Below are 20,635 nucleotides of genomic sequence, written 5' to 3'. Positions count from 1 at the left end.
TCTGAGAAATTTAAATTTAGGGATCATCACTCCATCATCCCTAAATTTATTCCTCTGCTTTTTCCATAATCTCTGATAAAGCTATAATTCAGTTCGTAGTCAGGACTTTAGTCCTTTTCTGGAAAACTTTAGTATTCACCAAAAACCTTGAGTTCTTAAGGCCTAGAACGGAAAAGCATACTAATAATCTGCACAGGCGATTCTGCTGAGGGTGAAACTGCTCTATTTTGCATTTTGGGACTATGGTTCAGTCCTGCAATCACATACAGCAAGAAAGTGATGATGGCGGCTTGCACAAGTTTTGTCGGCATGGCAGGTCTCCCTCAGTTGACAACATTGCGATTAGGCTAGGCGAATTTAACTACACCCTGTCACCTTGTTTTACCGGATTTACACAAAATAAACAGTATCTTTGCTGATAAAAAGCTAAAAAAAACTTAAATATGAGATATTCAATCCCACAAAATCATGACTTATCAGCACATTTCCCTGGACGTTCTCTCACTATAGAAAGTGCCTGTAAAGATGATTAGCATCTGCCCCAGCACAGAAGCGCGCTAGTAGATAGTCGAAAAAATCTGTAGCTTCAGACGGATATCCATACCTCTACGCCCCGATTCAAGACCACAATCAGCCGTTGTCATCGATAAAATGGAATTTAAAATAGCTACAAGTACGCTGCATGACTATTCCTATCGTCATTGAACAATCAGGTCGCGGTGAACGCGCCTTTGATATTTACTCACGCCTGTTGCGTGAGCGAATTATCTTTTTGGGTCAACAGGTTGACAACAACATAGCTAACTTGATTGTGGCTCAATTACTTTTCCTGGATGCGGAAGACCCAGAAAAAGACATTTATTTGTATATAAATTCTCCTGGCGGTTCGGTGACAGCTGGCATGGGGATTTTCGATACTATGAACCAGATTCGCCCTGATGTCTGTACTATTTGTACTGGGCTAGCGGCAAGTATGGGTGCTTTTCTCTTGAGTGCTGGCGCGAAAGGTAAGCGGATGAGTCTACCCCATTCTCGGATTATGATTCACCAACCTTTAGGCGGCGCACAAGGTCAAGCTACCGATATTGAAATTCAAGCGCGAGAAATTCTCTACCACAAGAAAAAACTCAATGAGTATTTAGCCGCACATACCGGTCAGCCACTTGAGCGCATTGCAGAAGATACCGAACGCGACTTCTTTATGTCACCACAGGAAGCCAAAGAATACGGCTTGATTGACCAAGTAATTGACCGTCATTCTGCGGGTAGTCGTCCGGTAGCTGTTGTCAGTTAACTGTAGGACTTACGCAGTGATAGGAAGAATCAAGGGTTTGGGTGAGGGTATAAGGGTATAGGGGTGTGGGGGTGTAGGGGTTCAAAACCCTTACAAACCTTCTGAACAAATCACCTCTGTGCGTAATATAAGTCCTGAACAGTTAACTGCTTTTACTGCAAAAGGGGAGGGGAAAATTTAATTTTCCCCTCCCCTTTTGAATTCTCAGACTGATTCAGACTAAAGAGAAAATCATCATTTCATGAACCCTTACACCCCTACACCCTCATACCCTTACACCCCTATACCTTGAAACCAGTATTTTTGGATCTAAGTGTAAAAAACCTGACTTTCCTAAGTTACTGACTAAGAGATTAGAATCCCGCAATGGGATCAGGTTGCGATTCTAGGTATTTGAGAAAACTGTGTAATTCTTCTTCTGTTAGTAAAGTGCGTCCGCGTTTACCGTAGGTTTTAATTAAATACTCTCTTCCTTGTTCTGGTGTCCAGCCTAGTCGCTGCAACTCTACATCGGTTTTAGCAATGACATCAGATAAATCTACGGGTTCGGCTTTTTTCTTTTTCTTCCCAGTTCCAGATATGGGCGCAACGTTTTCTGGGGGATGAGAATTACGTGGTGTAAAGGGGGTAACGTTGCTGGGAGGAAGATCCGTTAAAGGTAGATTGTCTGCATCTGGAATAGACATTGGTGGTGTGTCTTCCATGATGGGACTGAGTTCTAGTGCTGGGTAACTAATCTCTGGGTTGTAACTGGGAATAGTTGTATCAACTTTCACCGCAGTTTCATTATGCGTGAGTGACCAGTGATTACTACCGGCGTGATTTTCTGTAACTGAGGGAACTGTAGATTCAGGAATTGGGGAATTGACAGGTTGAAACTGTGTTGTTGATTGTGGAGTGGGTGTTGAGACAGTTTGTACTGATGTTTGTGGTGTATTGGTCATTCCTAACACCATTAAGGCGCGTGTTCTGGCTTGGTCTTCAGCCGCTTCTACGGTTTCGGCGGCTGCCATACCTGTAGCACGGGTAACACCTTCGATCTGCACGCTGGCGCGAACAATAAATTTTCCCTGAAAAATTTCTACTAATTCAGAAACTAAACTGCCGTTGGGATACAAGCTCTGGAATTGAGCCAACATAATACTGCTACCAAATCTAATTCTAGGAAATTATGGAGTGAAAACTCATGAAATTTACACAACCAGACTTTTTAGCACTGCCAGAAAGTAAATTATTCTCTTCAGAATATAAATCTGAGTGAGTGGGATTAATTTTGTCTTGGATGGTTTAGTAAATGTATTTTAACTTTACAGCCACTAAGTTTTGAGTGGGTGGAAAATATTATGAATACAATTAGACCACCATATCTTGGTGTTGCTAATTTTTCTATTTTAGTGGTGGAGAAGCTGAGGGAGGATTGTTTGCCAAATCATGAGTAACAACTTGGTATTCTAGAGGCGATCGCTCTCATCAGATTGATCTAGCTGTAGCATTTGCTAGTGTATGGGATGATCATAGTTCATTTATTCTCAGTGCCTTGACTATTAATGCTATACTAATTACCCAATTCGAGATCCAGAACTATTTTCTGGAAGTACCCTCTAAATCTACAATAATGGAGTAATGGTTCTTCCTCACTGCTACTTAGCCTAGTACCTGATTGTTACTGATTCTTCATACGGACAAGTTGGGTAATTCGGCAGTTTTTTTCAGTAAAAAATCAGAGGCAAATCACGCAAAAGTACCCTCAACCTCGACCACAAAACACCTGTAGTTTCCCCTATGTGGCACTTTTTTGGGTGATGCGGCGACTCATTACCACACTAGACTCAAAATCAGTTGCGTAATTAACACTAACGGGAAAACTTTTCGTCAGCTTTACTTAATATTAAGTTTGGTTCGATGAAGGTACTCAAACCTAGATTAACTCTGAAATGGTTATGCAGTGAGAAGTGCTTTGAGAGTGTACTCTCCAGGAAAGCCAGCTACACGGATCATCTGATGAACAGTGCTGAGTATTGAGTGCTGTTAGCGGTAGCGCGGCGTTTAGCCGGTGTTGAGTAAAAAAGCCACTTATGAGAAAAATCTTCTCTCCGTAAGAGGATTTTTTCTCCAAAGGCCAAGCATTCACTAAGTGTGACACTATTGAATGCTTTCTACTTCAACTCAAAATCAGCATCTGTTAACCGCCCTGCTACCGCTAACACAACTCAGCACTGAGTAGCTAAAACGCATCTTCCCCTCTGGGTAGATGAACCTTGATGAGAACGTCGGGAACACGCCCTTGAGGCAATTCGTTTCCAGCTAATATACTGTAGTCCGTGAGGGCATACGGCAAAGAACCAGATTACGCCAACATGATGTTTTGACCAAAGGTCGGTTCACTGCATGGAATTTTCAATCGCTACACTCCTTGCCAATTTCACCGATGATAAATTGGTAGCTCGCAAAGTTTTGGAAAAAAAACTCGGTTGCGAGGACGAAGAAAGTTTAGAAAAACTCCACATCACCTTGGAGGTGTTGGAGAAAATCGGTCTATTGGCGAAGGAACGGGGTAAGTATCGCCGCATTTCAGAAGAAGGTCTAATTGAAGCTAAACTACGTTGTTCTAGTAAGGGCTTTTGCTTCGCGATTCAAGATGTCGAAGGGGCCGAGGATATTTATATCCGTGAAAGTCATTTGAGTAATGCTTGGAATGGCGATCGCGTTTTAGTCAGAGTCCTGAAAGAAGGTAGTCGTCGCCGTTCCCCAGAAGGGGAAGTTAAGTTAATTTTAGAACGTTCTAATCACACTCTACTCGCCCGGATTAAACAAGTAGATGGTGGTTTTCGGGCTGTTCCCCTAGATGACCGTTTGCTGTTTGAGTTAAAAATCTTAACTAACGGCATGAAATTAGAGGAAGCCCTTGACCACCTCGCCCATGTGGAAGTGCTGCGTTATCCTTTAGCCCAATATCCCCCCATCGGTCGGGTAGTACAAATTCTCGGTAGTGACGCAGAAGCCGCAGCTGATATAGATTTAGTTACCTGTAAACACGATTTATCTCGGAATTTTTCAGACGCAATCCTCGATGCAGCTTCTAAGTTATCCAAACGGCTGCTCAAGGCTGACCTGAAAAACAAACTGGATTTACGTAATTTATTTACGCTTGCTATTACGGAAGTAAATAATGACCAGAAGGTAGTAGAAAATGCCTTCAGTCTAGAAAAAACGGTGGCAGGAAACTGGCAATTAGGTTTTCACATCGCCGATGTTTCCCACTATATACAGCCTGACGAAGCTTTAGACAGGGAAGCAGTAAAACGAGGTCGTTCAGTATACTTGGGTGATTTAGTGTTGCCCATGTTACCCGATGCAGTGGCGGAGCGTTGTTCCCTAGTCCCCAAAAGCGATCGCCTGGCCATCTCCTTTTTAATCACCTTCTCTGCCCAATCTGGTGCAGTCTTGGAATGGGAAATCCAACCAAGTGTCATTCATGTAGACACAGCCTTGACCAAAGCCAAAGCCGAGGGGGTACTAGCGGGAGACGTGAAAAAAGAATCTCCCGATGTCATCGAACTATTACACAACTTAGTCAGCATTTCCCAAAGTGTGAGACAAGCCCGCCTCGCCCGTGGTAGCTTGCAGTTAAATCTTCCCTCCACTCAAAACCCCTACTTTGATGAAGGGATTTTGGGGGCTGTAGTGGTAGATGATTCCCCAGTGCGATCGCTCTTCACCGAGTTTGTGCTACTGGTAAATGAATTAATGGCCGTGCATTTAAACGCTTTGGGTGTTCCCGCCATCTGGCGCACTCAAGGTACACCCGATGCCGAAGATGTGCAGGAAATGCTCAAATTAGCCATTAACTTGGGCGTGGAATTAGCACTAGATCCAGAAGTCGAAATTGAACCCTTAGATTACCAACACCTGACTAGAGCCTTTGCTGACTCCCCCTCAGAGCAAGTGTTGACTTATCTATTGCAAGATACCCTCAAACCATCGGTATACAGCACTACTCAGGGCAGTCACTTTGGGTTAGCACTCCCCCAATACATTCACTGTACTGCACCCCTGCGGCGTTACCCCGATTTACTCATCCAGAGAGTGTATTATCAACTACTAGAACACGGACGCGATCGCCGCAATACCCGTGTCAAAGAACGGGTGAACCTGCGCCACTCCTCCAGCCACACAGAAATTAACTGGAACGTCCTCCCCCCAGAATTGCAGCAAGAACTGCAAAGCGATTTAACCAGGGTAATTGTCCAAATCAACGACAGGGAAAAAGAAGTCCAAGAAGCCGAAGCCGACTTAGCCGGACTGCAAAAAGCCCAACTGATGAAACAGCGCATCGGGCAAGTTTTTCAAGGTGTAATTACCGGCGTGCAATCCTATGGTTTCTTTGTGGAAATTGAAGTTCCCTCTGGAGATGCGGAAGTGAAGACTAATCCCGGCGTACCGTTACGGGTAGAAGGACTCGTTCATGTTAGTTCCCTCAAAGATGACTGGTATGAATACCGCGCCAGACAACAAGCCCTATTTGGCAGAAAAAATCGCGCTTCTTATAGATTAGGCGATCGCGTCTCCGTCCAAGTTAAAAGCGTCGATTACTACCGTCAGCAAATAGATTTAGTTACCGTAGGTAGCGACGGACTAGTCAAAGGCTTAGGAGTTGGTGGTGTAAATGGTGATATTTCGGATATCTACCTAGCCAACGACCTTGAAGCCGATGATTTAGACCCTTATGCTGAGGAATAGTCAACAAGTGCTAAGTGCTGAGTTAAAAGTGTTGAGTAAATCGGCTATTCATAAAACATCTTGTGGAAAAATTGAACATCCACAAGCAACAAAGCATCTACCAAATTACTAACTAACTTCTAAACTCACTCAAAACTCACTCAAAACTCACAACTCAGCACCGGCTAAACGCCGCGCTTGCGCTAACAGCACTCTCATGAACTAACGGTGACAAATCATAGCAAACCCCTAATTATCGGCGTATCAGGTGCATCTGGTCTGATTTACGCAGTTCGTACCCTCAAATATCTTCTAGCAGCTGACTATGAAGTCGAATTAGTCGCCTCTAAATCAAGTTACATGGTTTGGCAAGCCGAACAGGATATTCGGATGCCCTCAGAACCAAATCAACAGGAGCAATTCTGGCGCGAACAAGCCGGAGTTTCCCAAGCAGGTAAATTGCGTTGTCACCCTTGGAGTAACGTCGGAGCCAACATCGCTAGTGGTTCTTTCCGTACCTTGGGAATGATTGTCATTCCTTGCAGTATGAGTACCGTTGCTAAGTTAGCCGTAGGTTTGAGTTCCGACTTACTAGAAAGAGCCGCCGACGTTCACATTAAAGAGGGACGCAAATTAGTTGTTGTCCCCCGTGAAACCCCCTTTAGCCTGATTCACCTACGAAATTTAACCACCTTAGCAGAAACCGGAGTTCGTATTGTCCCAGCAATTCCCGCCTGGTATCACAACCCACACAGCGTTGAAGACTTAGTTGATTTTGTCGTGGCGCGTGCCTTAGATCAATTAGACATCGACTGCATACCCATACAACGCTGGGAAGGCAATAAATGAGTTAAAAGTAAAAAGAGTGCTGAGTAATGAGTGCTGTTAGCGGAAGCGGGGCGTTCAGCCCGTGCTGTTAGCGCAAGCGCGGCGTTTAGCCGGTGCTGAGTAATGAGTAATGAGTAATGGCTAATGACTATTGACTATTGACTAATGACTATTGACTATTGACTAAATTAATAGTTAGTGCTGAATTGGGAAACAAATTCTACCTTGTCCCCAGTCCCCAGTCCCCAGTCCCCAATCCCCAGGTTTATGGCTGTAATTCGTTTAATTCTATTAATAGCAATCATGGGAGGACTAACGCTGTTGTTAGTTCAAAATTGGTCGCCTGTGCTATCGCTAGATTTTTTGGGTATGCGAAGCCAGTCGTTACCTTTGGCGTTGTGGATTTTGTTTAGTATGACGGCTGGTGCCGGCACATCTCTATTGATTACTAGCTTGTTTCGGCTGTCTAATTATTTTGCGCCTAGTCAAAAAATTCCCTCGACAACAACAGCTAGACGTAACACAACTAACAAGCGCGAACAATTTACATCTGAACCATCAACACCCCCTCCACCTAAAAGCCAGCCAGATTCTAGCAGCAGGGAGAGATTTGACGAAGAATTTGATGACTGGACAAATGATGGTGCTAATGATGATTGGGATTTTGATGAGCAACCAACCCCAGCACCTCAACCGAATTCTGCCAACGAACCAAAACGCAACTCCACTAGTTACGAACGTCCACAGCAACCTAACAAAGTTTCTCGTTCTGGCTCTACCTACTCCTATAGTTACCGCGAACCCAAAAACACCGCCGCCGGGAAAACTGAATCAGTTTATGATGCTGATTACCGAGTCATCGTTCCCCCTTATAAACAACCCACTAACGATGAAGTCAACAGTGAAGAGGATGATGATTGGAGTTTCTTTGAAGATGATAACTGGGAAAACGATCAACCACGTAAATGAGGCAATTGGCACAAATCACGGTACTATCCTTTAGTACCTTTTTGGCAAAGTTCGCGAGATTCTTGCTTCACATTACCGTTCATAGCAGCCTCTTGCAAAGTCATAAAGGCATTTAAATCTTCAATGTCATACCTAGTAGTTAATAGGTAGCGTAATTGATTTTCTGCCTCAACCGTCAGATAGCCAGTTACTAAAGCTTGTTGCACAACATCACGAATTCGAGTCATGGTTGATGCCTCATTCACACCACATTAATACATTCGGTCTAATAACTGGAAAATATGCAGTATTCTCTAAACCTCAAACTAATGAATAGACTTATTTGATGTTTTGAGTAAAACTGTCATTTTTTACACCTTTAATTGCAAATATTACGAATTACAGACTGTCCAATAATTAGAGATTTTATCGAAAGTCTGATTCAGAACTTTCCTTGGTAGACCTGAAATTGCGGACGGATTCCACTGATAAATCCTGGGATTTTTACCATTTAGGAATCATGCTTTTTCACTTGGGTGTAACTTCTTGATTTTGTACTGTAAGTAACTCAGTAAAATGTACCAGTGAAACATTCTGTGAAAAGATAGAGCAACGGTAATTAAGTATGACGGCAGTGTTTCACTTAAAGTTTCAAATAAACTTTATAAATTTTCTATTAAGCCAACGATACCTAATAAATAACTGCTTAGTCACCTAACAAAAGTTAGGAAATTCGTTAGAAATTTATCTCTGATTTATTCTGGCTTTATGGAAGAGTCGCTAATATATTGCCAAGGTTATATTAAATACATAGCGAACAGTAATGACAACATTTGATGCCAATCAAATAGAGGTATTTCTAGAAGCGGGAAAGAATTGGGAGTTAGAAAAACTATACATCGATTTAGCATCAACTAAAGGTAAGGCATTAACTCCTGTAGAAAAAAAATTTCTCAGAGGCTTACTTTGTGGATGTAGTCCGGCAGAAATTGCTAGTGTGGTGTATCAAAGTCGTAGTAGTAGCACCGTGAGAGTTTATTTATCTAACGGACTCTACAAATATATAGAAGAAATGTTAAGTAATCAAGCTGGAAACTCCGTTAAAGTCAAAAATTGGAGTCGTGTAACTTATTTACTGGAAAAAGCAGGGTATAAAAAAGATAAGTTGCAATTACAATCCATTAATGGCAATGGAAAAACTATCAAAGAACCAGAAAATAACTTAGTTAAATTTAAACATACAGCCCTCATGGATTGGGGTGCTGCTGTTGATGTCAGTAATTTTCAAGGGAGAACGACAGAACTAGGAAAAATTAAACAGTGGGTTTTAGAAGATAATTGCCGACTAGTGCTACTCTTGGGCATGGCTGGTATTGGGAAAACTGCTTTTTCCGTGAAGCTAGCACAAGAGCTACAATCAGACTTCGAGTATATTATCTGGCGATCGCTACGTCTTGCACCTACCCTAGAGAAGATATTAGAGCAACTGATTGCGGTTTTATCTCCAGATCAACAGGATAAAACTGCTGACACAGTAGATGAGAAAATATCTCTACTGATAGATTGTTTACGTTCTACCCGTTGTTTAATCGTTTTAGATAGTTTTGACTCGATATTAGTTAGTAATCATCAAGACAATCAAAACAGTAACTCTAATTCAGAAAACGCTGATTTGAATTCTTTAATATCGCCCATCAAATATCATCCAGACTATGAAATTTATCAGGAATTAATTCAACGTTTAGGAGAATCGCAACATCAAAGTTGTGTCATCTTGACTAGTCGCGAAAAAACACCAGAAATCACAGCCTTAGAGGGGCAAAATTTACCCGTGCGTTCATGGAAACTAACAGGATTGGGCAAAAAAGCCAGCTTCTCAATCCTCCAATCTAAGGGATTGAGTCAACTAACAGAGAAAGAGTCTCAAATACTAGCTGATTGGTATGCAGGTAATCCGTTATTTTTACAATTGGCAGCCACAGCTATTCAAGACTTATTTGGTGGTAACATTAGTGAGTTTATCAGCCAACGCACCATTATTTTTGGAGACTTGCGTTTAATTTTAGAGCAGCAATTCAATCGCTTGTCGCAACTCGAAAAAAATGTTCTGTATTGGTTAGCAATCAATCAAGATTGGGTTTCACTGAGTGAGCTAAAAGACAACATCATACCAGGATTATCACCAAGACTTTCCCAGAGATTAATTTTGGATGCTGTAGATTTATTACAAAAACGTTCTTTAATTGAACAGCAAGCAGGTAGATTTTCACCAAATCCAGCCTTAACTGAGTATACAACTGAACGGTTAATAGAGGAAAATTTGAAATTACGTGCTGCAAAAGAAGATTGCTTATTAATGCAGACGCTGTTGACAGCACACAACCAAAATCATACAGGAAAAAGCAGTCTGAAACTGGAGTTTTAAATTAGCGTGAGTAGTTTGTTACAAGGAGTTAATCTGTACTTAATTGGCATGATGGGGGCTGGGAAAAGCACTGTCGGGCAATTACTCGCCAAACAACTAGGCTATGGATTTATTGATACTGATAATGTGATTGCCCAGTCCGCCAAAAAATCGATTAATCAGATATTTGCAGAGGAAGGAGAAGCAGCATTTCGGCAACTGGAAAGTGATGTGTTAGGGCAAGTTTGCGCTTATACCAAATTGACTGTCGCCACAGGCGGGGGTATTGTTCTCAAACGAGAAAATTGGAGTTACTTACACCACGGTTTAATTGTGTGGTTAGATGCGCCAGTAGATTTACTGTATACCCGTTTAGCTGAGGATAGCACAAGACCATTGCTACAAGACCCTGATCCTCAAGGTAAACTGCGATCGCTTCTGGAACAACGCACACCCCTTTACGCCCAAGCTGATCTCAGAATTACCATCACCGAGGAAGAAACACCAGAACAAACAGTAGACAAAATTATGGCAGCGATTCCTAGTGTGTTGAGGAATAGTCAATAGTCAATAGTCAATAGTCATTAGTCATTAGTCATTAGTCATCAGTCATTAGTCAGCACTCAGCACTCATTACTCATTACTCATTACTCAGCACTCATTAGGGAACAGGGAACAGGGAACAGATTAATGCCCCATGCCCCATGCCCAATCCCCAATGCCCAGTTAAAAAAGATATGTAATAAGACATTGTGGCTGGGTAAAAAGTCTTCTACACTGACTTGCATAAATATGTAAGTCTCAACATCTATTCACGATGGTCAACGATACTGAGTACATCAGGCAAACTGAAGCCACACGGGTGCGTGTTCTCAGCGAAGCACTACCTTATATTCAACAATTCGCCGGTCGCACTGTTGTTGTTAAATATGGTGGTGCGGCAATGAAAGACAGTACCCTTAAAGACCAAGTGATCCGGGATATTGTCTTTTTATCCTGCGTTGGCTTGCGACCAATTTTAGTCCACGGTGGCGGCCCGGAAATTAACAGCTGGTTGGATAAACTGGGTATTGAAGCACAATTTAAGAATGGTCTACGTGTTACCGATGCCCCCACAATGGATGTTGTGGAAATGGTGTTGGTAGGACGCGTTAATAAAGAGATTGTCGCCTTAATTAACCAAGCTGGCGGTTTAGCTGTAGGGCTATGTGGTAAAGATGGTAACTTGATTACTGCCCGTCCCCAAGGTCAAGAAGGTATTGGCTTTGTCGGTGAAGTCAGTAACGTTAATATCAAAATTTTAGAAACCCTGGCGAGTAATGGTTATATTCCCGTAGTCTCTAGCGTCGCCGCCGATGAAACGGGACAAGCATATAACATTAATGCGGATACAGTAGCAGGAGAAATTGCTGCCGCGCTAGGGGCAGAAAAATTGATTTTATTGACAGATACCAGAGGGATTTTGAAAGATTACAAAGACCCCTCCACCTTAATTCCCAAAGTTGATATTCGGGAAGCACGAGATTTGATTGCTAGTGGTGTGGTGAGTGGTGGGATGATCCCCAAAGTCAATTGCTGTGTGCGATCGCTAGCCCAAGGTGTCCGCGCCGCCCACATCATCGACGGCCGCATCCCCCACGCCCTACTACTGGAAATCTTCACCGATGTCGGGATTGGGACGATGATTTTAGGTTCGTTGATTTAGAAAGGGGTAAGGGTGTAGGGGTGTAGGGGTGTAGGGGTATAAGGGTGTAGGAGAGATATTTACACCTGTTTCCCATGCCCAATGCCCCATGCCCCATGCCCTATCTTTTCCATCCTGGATAGATAATCACACGCGATCGCCTGATTGGTGTACGGTGCCAAGAGTTATTAATGATCACTGGATTTACTAGTGTGGAATTATTGATGATGGGATTTACTAAGGTAGGATTAAACAGCGTAGTATCATTAATTACTTGCTGTCTGACTGGAGGATAAGGGTAATAATTGCCGATACTTCTAGGCTGTACATTGATTGTTCGGGGATGTACGTTTATTATTCTGGGATGTACAGGTATCCGGTTGGGTAAGGGACTGCCATAGGTGAAATAACCATCTGAAGTTGTCTGGCTATATCCAAAAGAGTTATTCCCATCAATCACAAATACTTGTTGCGCCGATACTGGGCTAATTGTGGCGTTAATCAGTCCGAAAACCAACCCTGTACCCAAACAACCTAGAGAATACTTAAGTTTCAGCATATTTACTGACCTAATTTTGAGAATCTCAATTTTTATTAAGAAAATAACGGCATTTACTTAGATAGAATTTTAAAAGTTTATTGAGTCGAAAATTGCCGAGCTTTAATAAAGATTCCAAGAAGATTAGGACACTTGGCAAAATAAAAGCAGTGCTGATTGGTGGGTAAATCGTGGTGAATACAGAAAGTTTAGAACTAGCTAAAACTAGATACCAAGCCGGTAAAATTGCTTTTGAAAATGGCAAATATCGGGAATCTGTAGAAAATCTAGAGAAAGCCAGGGATTTATTAGAACGTAATTCCCGTTTAGGGGGTGAAGTAGAGATTTGGTTAGTGACAGCCTATGAAGCAGCCGGACGTACAGAAGATGCGATCGCACTGTGTCAACAACTCCGTCGTCATCCCCACTCAGAAACCCGCGATCAAGCACGCAGGTTAGTTTACATCCTGCAAGCACCAAAACTGAAAAGACCGAGTAATTGGATGACGGAAATTCCCGATTTGGCAGCAATATCAGATAATGAAGCCAAAATCCGCATAGCACCCAAACCGCGCCCATCTACTCAACGTAAACCACCAGAAAAAGAGTTTGTTGATCTAAGTCAGGTCAATACTAAAGATAATCGCTTTATTTGGGTGGCATTAGTTGCTATTGGGTTAACAATTTCTTATTTGGTTTGGCAGGGAATTTAGGGGATTGGGGATTGGGGATTGGGGACTGGGATTGGGGACTGGGAAGAGATTAGATTTTTATGTGATTTTTAGGAGGAGTATATTTAATGAATTATTCTAGTTTCTGGCAAGGAATAAAGTCTTTAAGTAGAGCATTTAATTTATTTAGATTTAATAGTCGTAAAATTTTGCCTTTAGTATTGTCTATATCAATACTATTATCGGGTTGTGTTCAGTATGATATTGGGGTGAATTTTAATAATTCTAATAGTGGTGAACTAATACAACACATTAGATTAGAACAAAGACTCACTAGTTTTAGCGGTGATTATGTTTATGAATGGTTAAATAGTATTGAAAACCGCGCTCGTAAACTAGATGGTAAAGCTAAACGCATTTCTAGAGAAGAAGTTGTGGTAACGATTCCTTTTAGTAATGGGCAGGAATTGCAGACTAAATTTAATGAATTTTTCACTTCACAAAATCAACAAGATGCTGAACCTGAAAGTACAGAATCTAGTTCAGATATACCCAAAGTAGAGTCTAATTTACTGTTATTCCAAAATAACTTTATCTTAGCAGTCAGGAATAAATTAATTTATGATTTAGATTTGCGATCGCTGGCTTTGATTGGCAGTAAAGGCAACGTTATGGCTGATACTGGTTCTATTCTCAATTTAGAATTTGCCCTCAATACTCCTTGGGGTGCCAAAAGTATACCAGTCTCAGAAACCGCCATTGAACCAGAAAAGAAAGGTCAGCAATTAGTATGGCAACTCCAGCCTGGTGAACTGAATCACATTGAAGTAGTATTCTGGCTACCCAGTCCTTTAGGAATTGGTGGCTTATTAATTATCTTGTTCGTTTGGGGAGGCATATACCTGAGATATAACTATATGCCTGATCCCCGATTAAAGTTGAGTGCTGAGTGATGAGTGCTGTTAGCGGAAGCGGGGCTAAACGCCCCGCTTCCGCTAACAGCACTGACTCATGGAGATAAACGCTCAATTTGCCAATTGCCATTCTCTGTAAGAGTATAAAGCAAGCGATCGTGTAAACGACTAGAGCGTCCTTGCCAAAATTCAATTTCGCTGGGGATCACCCGAAATCCTCCCCAATGGGGGGGACGGGGAATCTCTTGATTTTCGTATTTAGACTGCAATTCCTGCATTCTCTGTTCTAAAAATTCTCGGTTGGGGATGACTTGACTTTGTTCTGAAGCCCATGCACCCAAACGGCTTTTAGCGGGACGAGTCTCAAAATAATAATCTGATTCCGCTTCAGAAACTCGCTCAACACACCCTAAAATTCTGACTTGACGTTCTAATTCTGCCCACCAAAAAACTAAAGCCGCTTGGGGATTGATTGTTAATTCTTGTCCTTTACGACTGTTATAGTTGGTGAAGAGGACAAAACCCCTTTCATCAAAATCTTTTAACAACACCATTCTCGCCGATGGTTTACCATCTAGTGTAGTTGTGGCCAGAGTCATAGCATTAGGTTCGGGAAGTTGGGCAGCTAGTGCCTGCTCAAACCACTTTTTAAATTGTATAAAAGGATTGGGGTCAACTTCGTTCTTACTCAAACCTTCTAAAGAATAATCTTTCCGAAGATCAGCTATTGTTCTGTCCATCGTTAATGTATTTCCTTATGAGATTAGGGTGTAAGGGTATGGGGGTGTAAGGGTGTAGGGGTGTAGGGGTGTAGGGGTGTAAGGGAGAAAAGGAAGACGAAGTATTGATGTTTAATGACTAATGACTATTGACTATTGACTATTGACTATTACTAAGGAGTATCGATTGCGTCAGATACGCCGTTCGGCATCCCTTCAAAGTTTACTATTCTACGGTCTGGGTGGCCCAATTGTCGCTCTGAACGTTTGGCTGTTATCTGTACTCTTTCGTTATTTCCAAAACCCTATTACTATTTTGAGTTTTGCGGCGATTTTAGCTTTTTTACTGAATTATCCAGTGAAACTTTTTGAAAGGGCTAAAATTTCTCGAACTTTAGCTGTAATCATTGTTCTGCTAGTTACATTAACTCTATTTGTGATTGTGGGGGTGACTTTAGTACCCTTGCTAATTGATCAAACTATTCAATTATTAAATAAAATTCCTGATTGGTTAAGTGCTAGTCAAGATAATTTCATACAGTTAGAGGCGTTTGCTAAACAGCGACGTTTACCTATTGATTTAAGAGTGTTGACTAGTCAAATCAACGCCAGTATTCAAAATTTAGTTCAGCAGTTAGCTTCAGGTGCGGTGGGTTTAGCAGGAACGTTGCTTTCAGGATTGCTGAATTTGATTTTGGTGGTGGTGTTGGCATTTTATATGCTATTGTATGGCGATCGCGTCTGGTATGGTCTGATCAATCTTTTACCATCTAAATTCAGAATTCCCTTCACTAAGGCTTTGCAACTGAATTTTCAAAACTTTTTCCTCAGTCAGTTGTTGTTAGGACTATTTATGACAGTAGTTCTAACCCCAATATTTTTGATTCTCAAAGTGCCATTTGCTTTATTATTTGCCATACTCATTGGTATTTCTGAATTAATTCCTTTTATTGGTGCAGCCCTTGGTATTGGAACAGTAGTTATTTTAGTCTTACTCCAAAATTGGTGGTTAGCTGTACAAGTTGCCATAGCCACAATATTTATGCAGCAAATTAAGGATAATTTATTGGCTCCCAAATTACTTGGCAATTTCATCGGACTAAATCCCATTTGGATTTTCGTCTCTATTTTGATGGGTTATGAAATTGCAGGGTTATTAGGAACTCTGGTGGCTGTTCCTATTGCTGGCACAATTAAAGGTACTTTTGACGTACTCAAAAGTGGTAATTCAGGTGATTTCATGTCAACATTTACCATTCATCAAGATACGGAAAATTAAATATTAAACTCACATGAAATCTTTATGATACCGTTTATTCTGTGATGTAGAGACGTTCCATACAACGTCTCTACATATTTATATTTGGTGTAATTGCATAGAGAACTGGTATAACTATGGTGCGATTCCGATTCTAGAATTTCGTTGATTTACAAAACCAAGGGTAACTCGCTTCATTAACCAGTGCAGAACAGAGAGAATTACAAAAGTTATAAAGACAATAAACAAGGGTTGTTTGCCTAAAAGTTCCTCGACTCCTTTAGTTAATAAAGCATCGGGTTGAGTCACAAAATCCCAACTATTGAAACGTAAAAACCGCCCCCAGTAAACACCTACCGCACAAAGAGCATGAGTAATCAACTCCATCCCTAAAATCCATTGGCTTTTACCGATGCGGTGAAGATAATAACCGAAGTTAATTAAGGAAATAACATATGCTTCAAAACCAGAGAAGATGACTACAAAATAAACAGGGATTAGTACCAATATAATCATCCATACTGATTGAATTGTGCGGATGTCACGAATTAAGTGAATAATATCAGTTAATAAATAAGGCGCATTTGGTAAAAAGGCATAGAAAACTAAGAATCCTAACCACCACAGCCAAGAACGCCCCTTTTTATGGCGAAATAACCAAACACTTAATACTACAGGGATAAAAGCTAGGAATAAATTCCAAGTCATCCACCCCATATTTATACTTAAAACCTGCAAGATATTCACTATTAGTTTTTCTGGCATAGCTTTCACTCACAAAATATTAATTGAATTGGATGAGATTTGTAATATTAACTAGCCGATTGTTGGGGATAAATATATTAATTGTGTATCACTGCAACTTAGTTAAACAAATTATATTCTTTAACTAAGTTTGTTCTAAGTAGCTAGTATATACATAAAATCACAGATAAAACATCATTCATCCTCATTAATTTTGTGAGAATTACAGGATTTTTTAAACTTATGTATGTAGTTGAAAAATTTGGTTTTCATTTCTCATCAATTGACAAAAACAAGTTCTCAGTAGAAGTAAAAACAACTACTAAGAACTTGAGGTAAGTTTATACACCTGAATCTCGCTCTTGTCCTAGCTCTGAAATAAACTACAATCTGCCTAGTTGCGATTCCTGAATTATTTCACAGCGAATTAATTAAAAATTGCCAAATGGTTAGCGCACCATGATTCGACTGCGAGGCCCGACTTTAACTTGAGATTGAGGAGTCACAGTTTCTAAAGCAAAGACAGAGGGATTACCACTGCTGAATTCTATATTGGCTTCTGCAAAAGGCGTGGGTGTGACTAATCCTGGTGATCCTGTTCCGCTAAATTGAGCATCACTAGAGACTATATTGGATGTCCCAATATCAACATTGGAAGCTAGGTTAGTAGTTGTGATATTTTGACTGGGTTGTTGGGATGTATTAACGTTGGTGCTGGGTTGGGAATTAGTGACGCTAGTAATAGGCGTGGGTGTACTGACGTTGGTGCTGGGTTGAGATGTGCTGGTGTTAGTGTTGGGAGCAGAATTTGTGGTGCTGGTGTTAGTGGTAGGGGTAGGATTGGTTGTATTAGTGTTAGTGTTGGGAGTGACTAAAGTAGCATCAGCCGGAACTGTGATGGTTAATCTCACCAAAGGTGAATTTTTCATCTGCAACGATGTGACAGTTGGCTGACCTGGTAGATCGGATTTGAAGTCAAAAACTGTGGGACTTTCGCCGCCGTTGCGATCGCTGTATCTTGGGCCTTGTCCACTAACTTGAAATGTCCCTTGGTACTGTTTACCAGTGCTAGGATCGGTAACAATGCCAGTGTAAAAAGCTTTTGTTAATCCGAATTCATCTTGAACTACACCTTGAAATTTTGTATCTGCGATTTTTCCTTGGTAGGTGAAACCAGTCAATTCACCTTTGGAAAGCACAGGTGAACTGAGAACACCATCTAAGGAAATGACAGGGATACCTTTAAAATCCACAAAGTAGCGCAAACTTCCATCTGCGGCTGTTTCCATCTTCACATAATTAGACTGATAAATGGGATTACCATTGCGGTAGTAAGTACCATTAGAGTCAGTATCAATCCGCGTGACTCGATTGTTGAAGTTGGGGTTAAAGTTGGGAAGTTGAATATTTCCTGATAAAGTTCCGGTGCTTTGAATTGTTAATTGTGCTGAAGCACTGTTTCCCCCCATTCCTAACAAAATCACTGCTAAACTGCTACTGCTGAGAATCCCATAACCCAATTTAGTAGTTGATGAGCGCGATCGCATAGTAAATTTGCTCCTGGTTAATGGTTCAATGAAAAAACACGCACAGGCGAGATTCAGGAAACTCGTCTCATGCGTGATTTAAAGTGGGAGATGTAACTGCCATGAGGTTAAATGTAGTTTTTAAGCTGATTTATCCCTGCGATGGTAGATTACACGCTAGTTGTTTCTCAAACTTCAACAGAATTACAACCCTAAGTAGCTCAAAACCACTTAGTAATTACATTTACAGGTAATTAAAATTAAAACCGGAAAGTAGCTCGCAATGTGCCAACAAATAATGTCTCATTGGCAGCATTATGATCGGGATGGAAAACTACAAAGAAACCAGGTGTAATAGATAAATGCTCATTTACTTGTGCGCGATAAAACATTTCTAAATGAATTGATGTATCACGCCGTCCCCCTGGTGTACCACCATCGGAGAAGTTAGGAAAGTTAAACCCATCAGGTAAGGTGCTGGATGTAATTTTGGGTGGCTGTCCGACTAGAATTCCCCCCAAATTCCCAGGACGCAGGAGATTAGGAAAGGCTGCAAACGCCATCCAGTTGCTAATTTCCACACTTCCTGACAGATTTTCTGGGTTAGAGATAGAGTAACCACCCCAAGCACCCAATTGCAAATCTGGACTGACACGCCATGCTACAGTTGCACCCATAGCATGGGTATTAAAAGCGGTGCTATCAGCAAAGGGTGACATTAATTGAGCATCACCGATACCTGTTCCCAATAAATCATCGGGAGAGTGAGAATAAAGATAATGTAAGCCGATATCAAGATTGTCGGTAGGTGTTAAAGTTAGCTGCGCGCCGGTGGTGAATCTACCGCCGAACAGTCCACCTGCGTTACTATCCCCAGGAAAACCAGGGATTTCACTGCTGTATACTCCTTGTAGACTGATGCGATCGCTAATTTGCCAATCAAATCCTACACCACCCACACCATTACCAATCGCTAAAATCGGGTTACGCTGACCGAAAAGAGAAATTGCACCATCACCAGAACCTTCTAAGGGATTGATCCCGCGAAAGGTGTTAATCGGGTTAACACCTGCTGTTCCCACCACCACCCCTAAGTTATCCCCTACTAAAAATCGATAGGATAAATCGTTAATCGATAAATTATTATCTGTGCTGGATTCAAAACCCAAACGTCCCATATTCGTAAATACAGATGGCGCACTAGAACCCAAATTTCCCGCCGCTAGTCCCGTTAGTAATAAATCTCTACCAGTAAACGAAGTTGCTAACGTTAACTGCACACTGTTACTGAAAGTCAGATGGGCTTTACCTTGACGTTCTGGTACACCATCCCTGGGAAATAAATCTACATCGTTAGTATTTGTTCCTTGGATGCTGAAAATGGCTTGGCCAAATAACTTAGTAGTTGTGGAAAATTGCTGTGCTGCGATATTGTTAGTTTTGCGATCGCCTAATTCTACACGTTGTTGTAATTGCGCTAACTCTTCCTTGACCTCATATTGCAAACGTTGCAATATGATTAGGTCTTCTTGCTCAATAGTGTGATCTCGATTGCTAGTCAGTAACTCTTCAATTTGCTGGAGACAAGTTTCTAAACCAACGGCAAATTCATAACGACTAATAGGGCGATCGCCATCATACGTTTTCCCAGGATAATCCGTACAACCGTAACGCTCCCCGATAGATTGCAAAGCATCAAAAGCCCAGTCTGTAGGCTGCACATCATCCAATTGCGATACAGGAAGAACTTGAGTCATCGCCTCATCTGACTCAGGTGCAGCTACCTCTGGAGATTGAGCTAGAGCAGGATAAGGAGAGAATTCTGCTTTGATATCTGATGTTTCTGGATCTAGGGTGTGGGAGTGTAGAGGAGCCACTGGCGTGGGCGGGTTTCCCGACTTGAGCAAACTGGTGTGTGTGGGAGAAGAAAAAAATGTTTCCTCTGTATTTTGCTGATTTGTGTTTGCGTTAGTTTGAGATTCTAAAGTTCTTTTTTCCTGTTCTCCGTTTCTTTGCTTAATCAGTTTATTTTGATACTTTTGATTATTTCCTGAAGATTGAGTAATACTATATTCCACCTGTAAAAATTCAGGTGGTGTGATGTCAGTTGCGGAAAATCCCTGAGATGATTCCTGGGTTGATTTCTGATCTACATGATTTGACTGAAATGGCGACTGTGCAGGTACTTGATCAGTCAAAGATGGTGGCTTGCCAGTCAACACACCAGCCATCAGTAGACTTATGTCACTCATTGTATATCGTTTGACTAACACCGTTATTTCTTTTAACGAAACAATTTGGTGTTATTCAGGACAAATTTTAAAATAATAGTGATAAAAGTTACGACTTTTTGAGGAACGTATAAAGTTAACGGTGCAAGCGCAAAGC

General features: G+C 41.4%; 18 protein-coding genes. 10 read left to right on the top strand and 8 right to left on the bottom strand.

Features of this window, described 5'->3' with window-relative positions; all coding sequences use genetic code 11:
- Positions 1-155 precede the first annotated feature (155 nt).
- The gene (locus tag CLI64_RS31340; protein ID WP_192881613.1) at positions 156-311 is read right to left on the bottom strand and encodes a hypothetical protein; all 156 of its coding nucleotides are present in this window, start codon (positions 309-311) and stop codon (positions 156-158) included.
- Positions 312-682: 371 nt separating this feature from the next.
- On the opposite strand from CLI64_RS31340, the gene clpP reads away from it, so the two are divergent.
- A complete protein-coding gene (clpP, locus tag CLI64_RS27345) occupies positions 683-1,294 on the top strand; it encodes an ATP-dependent Clp endopeptidase proteolytic subunit ClpP (protein WP_103140154.1) in 612 nt (203 codons plus the stop codon).
- Positions 1,295-1,647: 353 nt separating this feature from the next.
- Here clpP and CLI64_RS27340 read toward each other — a convergent pair whose 3' ends face one another.
- Entirely contained in the window at positions 1,648-2,433 is a 786-nt protein-coding gene (locus CLI64_RS27340; RefSeq protein ID WP_103140153.1) for a hypothetical protein, read from the bottom strand.
- A gap of 1,249 nt (positions 2,434-3,682) precedes the next feature.
- On the opposite strand from CLI64_RS27340, the gene CLI64_RS27335 reads away from it, so the two are divergent.
- The 3 genes from CLI64_RS27335 to CLI64_RS27325 all read left to right on the top strand — a co-directional run bounded on the left by CLI64_RS27335 (position 3,683) and on the right by CLI64_RS27325 (position 7,810).
- Entirely contained in the window at positions 3,683-6,034 is a 2,352-nt protein-coding gene (locus CLI64_RS27335) for a ribonuclease R family protein (protein ID WP_103140152.1), read from the top strand.
- 207 nt (positions 6,035-6,241) lie between these two features.
- Positions 6,242-6,862, top strand: coding sequence for a flavin prenyltransferase UbiX (locus CLI64_RS27330; protein ID WP_103140151.1), 621 nt, complete (start codon positions 6,242-6,244; stop codon positions 6,860-6,862).
- A 246-nt stretch (positions 6,863-7,108) separates the two neighbouring features.
- A complete protein-coding gene (locus CLI64_RS27325; RefSeq protein ID WP_103140150.1) occupies positions 7,109-7,810 on the top strand; it encodes a LapA family protein in 702 nt (233 codons plus the stop codon).
- 23 nt (positions 7,811-7,833) lie between these two features.
- Here CLI64_RS27325 and CLI64_RS27320 read toward each other — a convergent pair whose 3' ends face one another.
- A complete protein-coding gene (locus CLI64_RS27320; RefSeq protein ID WP_103140149.1) occupies positions 7,834-8,037 on the bottom strand; it encodes a hypothetical protein in 204 nt (67 codons plus the stop codon).
- Between the two features lie 575 nt (positions 8,038-8,612).
- Here CLI64_RS27320 and CLI64_RS27315 point away from each other — a divergent pair.
- From CLI64_RS27315 to argB, 3 genes are all read left to right on the top strand, one after another.
- Positions 8,613-10,214 (top strand): NB-ARC domain-containing protein, encoded by a 1,602-nt coding sequence (locus tag CLI64_RS27315; RefSeq protein WP_103140148.1) that lies wholly within the window; start codon positions 8,613-8,615, stop codon positions 10,212-10,214.
- A gap of 6 nt (positions 10,215-10,220) precedes the next feature.
- Positions 10,221-10,760, top strand: a complete 540-nt coding sequence (locus CLI64_RS27310) for a shikimate kinase (RefSeq protein ID WP_192881611.1) — start codon at positions 10,221-10,223, stop codon at positions 10,758-10,760.
- A 250-nt stretch (positions 10,761-11,010) separates the two neighbouring features.
- Positions 11,011-11,898: an acetylglutamate kinase gene (argB, locus tag CLI64_RS27305; RefSeq protein WP_103140147.1), complete on the top strand. Its 888-nt coding sequence runs from the start codon at positions 11,011-11,013 to the stop codon at positions 11,896-11,898.
- 100 nt (positions 11,899-11,998) lie between these two features.
- Here argB and CLI64_RS27300 read toward each other — a convergent pair whose 3' ends face one another.
- Positions 11,999-12,436 (bottom strand): hypothetical protein, encoded by a 438-nt coding sequence (locus CLI64_RS27300; RefSeq protein ID WP_103140146.1) that lies wholly within the window; start codon positions 12,434-12,436, stop codon positions 11,999-12,001.
- A gap of 173 nt (positions 12,437-12,609) precedes the next feature.
- Between CLI64_RS27300 and CLI64_RS27295 the strand changes: the two genes are divergently transcribed.
- A complete protein-coding gene (locus CLI64_RS27295) occupies positions 12,610-13,128 on the top strand; it encodes a tetratricopeptide repeat protein (RefSeq protein ID WP_103140145.1) in 519 nt (172 codons plus the stop codon).
- Between the two features lie 86 nt (positions 13,129-13,214).
- Entirely contained in the window at positions 13,215-14,039 is an 825-nt protein-coding gene (locus CLI64_RS27290) for a DUF3153 domain-containing protein (RefSeq protein WP_103140144.1), read from the top strand.
- A gap of 56 nt (positions 14,040-14,095) precedes the next feature.
- Here the strand turns inward: CLI64_RS27290 and pdxH are convergent, their stop codons facing one another.
- A complete protein-coding gene (pdxH, locus tag CLI64_RS27285) occupies positions 14,096-14,740 on the bottom strand; it encodes a pyridoxamine 5'-phosphate oxidase (protein ID WP_103140143.1) in 645 nt (214 codons plus the stop codon).
- A gap of 175 nt (positions 14,741-14,915) precedes the next feature.
- Here pdxH and CLI64_RS27280 point away from each other — a divergent pair, with 175 nt between their 5' ends.
- Positions 14,916-15,998 (top strand): AI-2E family transporter, encoded by a 1,083-nt coding sequence (locus tag CLI64_RS27280; RefSeq protein WP_103140905.1) that lies wholly within the window; start codon positions 14,916-14,918, stop codon positions 15,996-15,998.
- 114 nt (positions 15,999-16,112) lie between these two features.
- On the opposite strand, the gene CLI64_RS27275 is transcribed toward CLI64_RS27280, so the two are convergent.
- The 3 genes from CLI64_RS27275 to CLI64_RS27265 all read right to left on the bottom strand — a co-directional run bounded on the left by CLI64_RS27275 (position 16,113) and on the right by CLI64_RS27265 (position 20,499).
- Entirely contained in the window at positions 16,113-16,742 is a 630-nt protein-coding gene (locus CLI64_RS27275) for a DUF1361 domain-containing protein (protein WP_374703949.1), read from the bottom strand.
- Between the two features lie 428 nt (positions 16,743-17,170).
- Positions 17,171-18,268: a hypothetical protein gene (locus tag CLI64_RS27270; RefSeq protein WP_103140141.1), complete on the bottom strand. Its 1,098-nt coding sequence runs from the start codon at positions 18,266-18,268 to the stop codon at positions 17,171-17,173.
- Between the two features lie 239 nt (positions 18,269-18,507).
- The gene (locus CLI64_RS27265) at positions 18,508-20,499 is read right to left on the bottom strand and encodes an iron uptake porin (RefSeq protein ID WP_103140140.1); all 1,992 of its coding nucleotides are present in this window, start codon (positions 20,497-20,499) and stop codon (positions 18,508-18,510) included.
- Between the last annotated feature and the right edge of the window lie 136 nt (positions 20,500-20,635).

It is taken from the genome of Nostoc sp. CENA543, from assembly GCF_002896875.1.
In the GTDB taxonomy this organism is placed as follows: Bacteria; Cyanobacteriota; Cyanobacteriia; order Cyanobacteriales; family Nostocaceae; genus Trichormus.
The sequence above is the reverse complement of the archived record's forward strand: the minus strand, read 5'-3'. Positions and strand labels throughout refer to the sequence as shown.

What these genes read in the sequence shown, in the direction of transcription:
- CLI64_RS27320 (WP_103140149.1), bottom strand. Translation starts at nt 8,037, where the DNA reads ATGACTCGAATTCGTGATGTTGTGCAACAAGCTTTAGTAACTGGCTAT.
- CLI64_RS27270 (WP_103140141.1), bottom strand. Translation starts at nt 18,268, where the DNA reads ATGCGATCGCGCTCATCAACTACTAAATTGGGTTATGGGATTCTCAGC.
- CLI64_RS27340 (WP_103140153.1), bottom strand. Translation starts at nt 2,433, where the DNA reads ATGTTGGCTCAATTCCAGAGCTTGTATCCCAACGGCAGTTTAGTTTCT.
- CLI64_RS31340 (WP_192881613.1), bottom strand. Translation starts at nt 311, where the DNA reads ATGCCGACAAAACTTGTGCAAGCCGCCATCATCACTTTCTTGCTGTAT.
- CLI64_RS27290 (WP_103140144.1), top strand. Translation starts at nt 13,215, where the DNA reads ATGAATTATTCTAGTTTCTGGCAAGGAATAAAGTCTTTAAGTAGAGCA.
- clpP (WP_103140154.1), top strand. Translation starts at nt 683, where the DNA reads ATGACTATTCCTATCGTCATTGAACAATCAGGTCGCGGTGAACGCGCC.
- CLI64_RS27325 (WP_103140150.1), top strand. Translation starts at nt 7,109, where the DNA reads ATGGCTGTAATTCGTTTAATTCTATTAATAGCAATCATGGGAGGACTA.
- pdxH (WP_103140143.1), bottom strand. Translation starts at nt 14,740, where the DNA reads ATGGACAGAACAATAGCTGATCTTCGGAAAGATTATTCTTTAGAAGGT.
- CLI64_RS27275 (WP_374703949.1), bottom strand. Translation starts at nt 16,742, where the DNA reads ATGCCAGAAAAACTAATAGTGAATATCTTGCAGGTTTTAAGTATAAAT.
- CLI64_RS27300 (WP_103140146.1), bottom strand. Translation starts at nt 12,436, where the DNA reads ATGCTGAAACTTAAGTATTCTCTAGGTTGTTTGGGTACAGGGTTGGTT.
- CLI64_RS27335 (WP_103140152.1), top strand. Translation starts at nt 3,683, where the DNA reads ATGGAATTTTCAATCGCTACACTCCTTGCCAATTTCACCGATGATAAA.
- CLI64_RS27315 (WP_103140148.1), top strand. Translation starts at nt 8,613, where the DNA reads ATGACAACATTTGATGCCAATCAAATAGAGGTATTTCTAGAAGCGGGA.
- CLI64_RS27265 (WP_103140140.1), bottom strand. Translation starts at nt 20,499, where the DNA reads ATGAGTGACATAAGTCTACTGATGGCTGGTGTGTTGACTGGCAAGCCA.
- argB (WP_103140147.1), top strand. Translation starts at nt 11,011, where the DNA reads ATGGTCAACGATACTGAGTACATCAGGCAAACTGAAGCCACACGGGTG.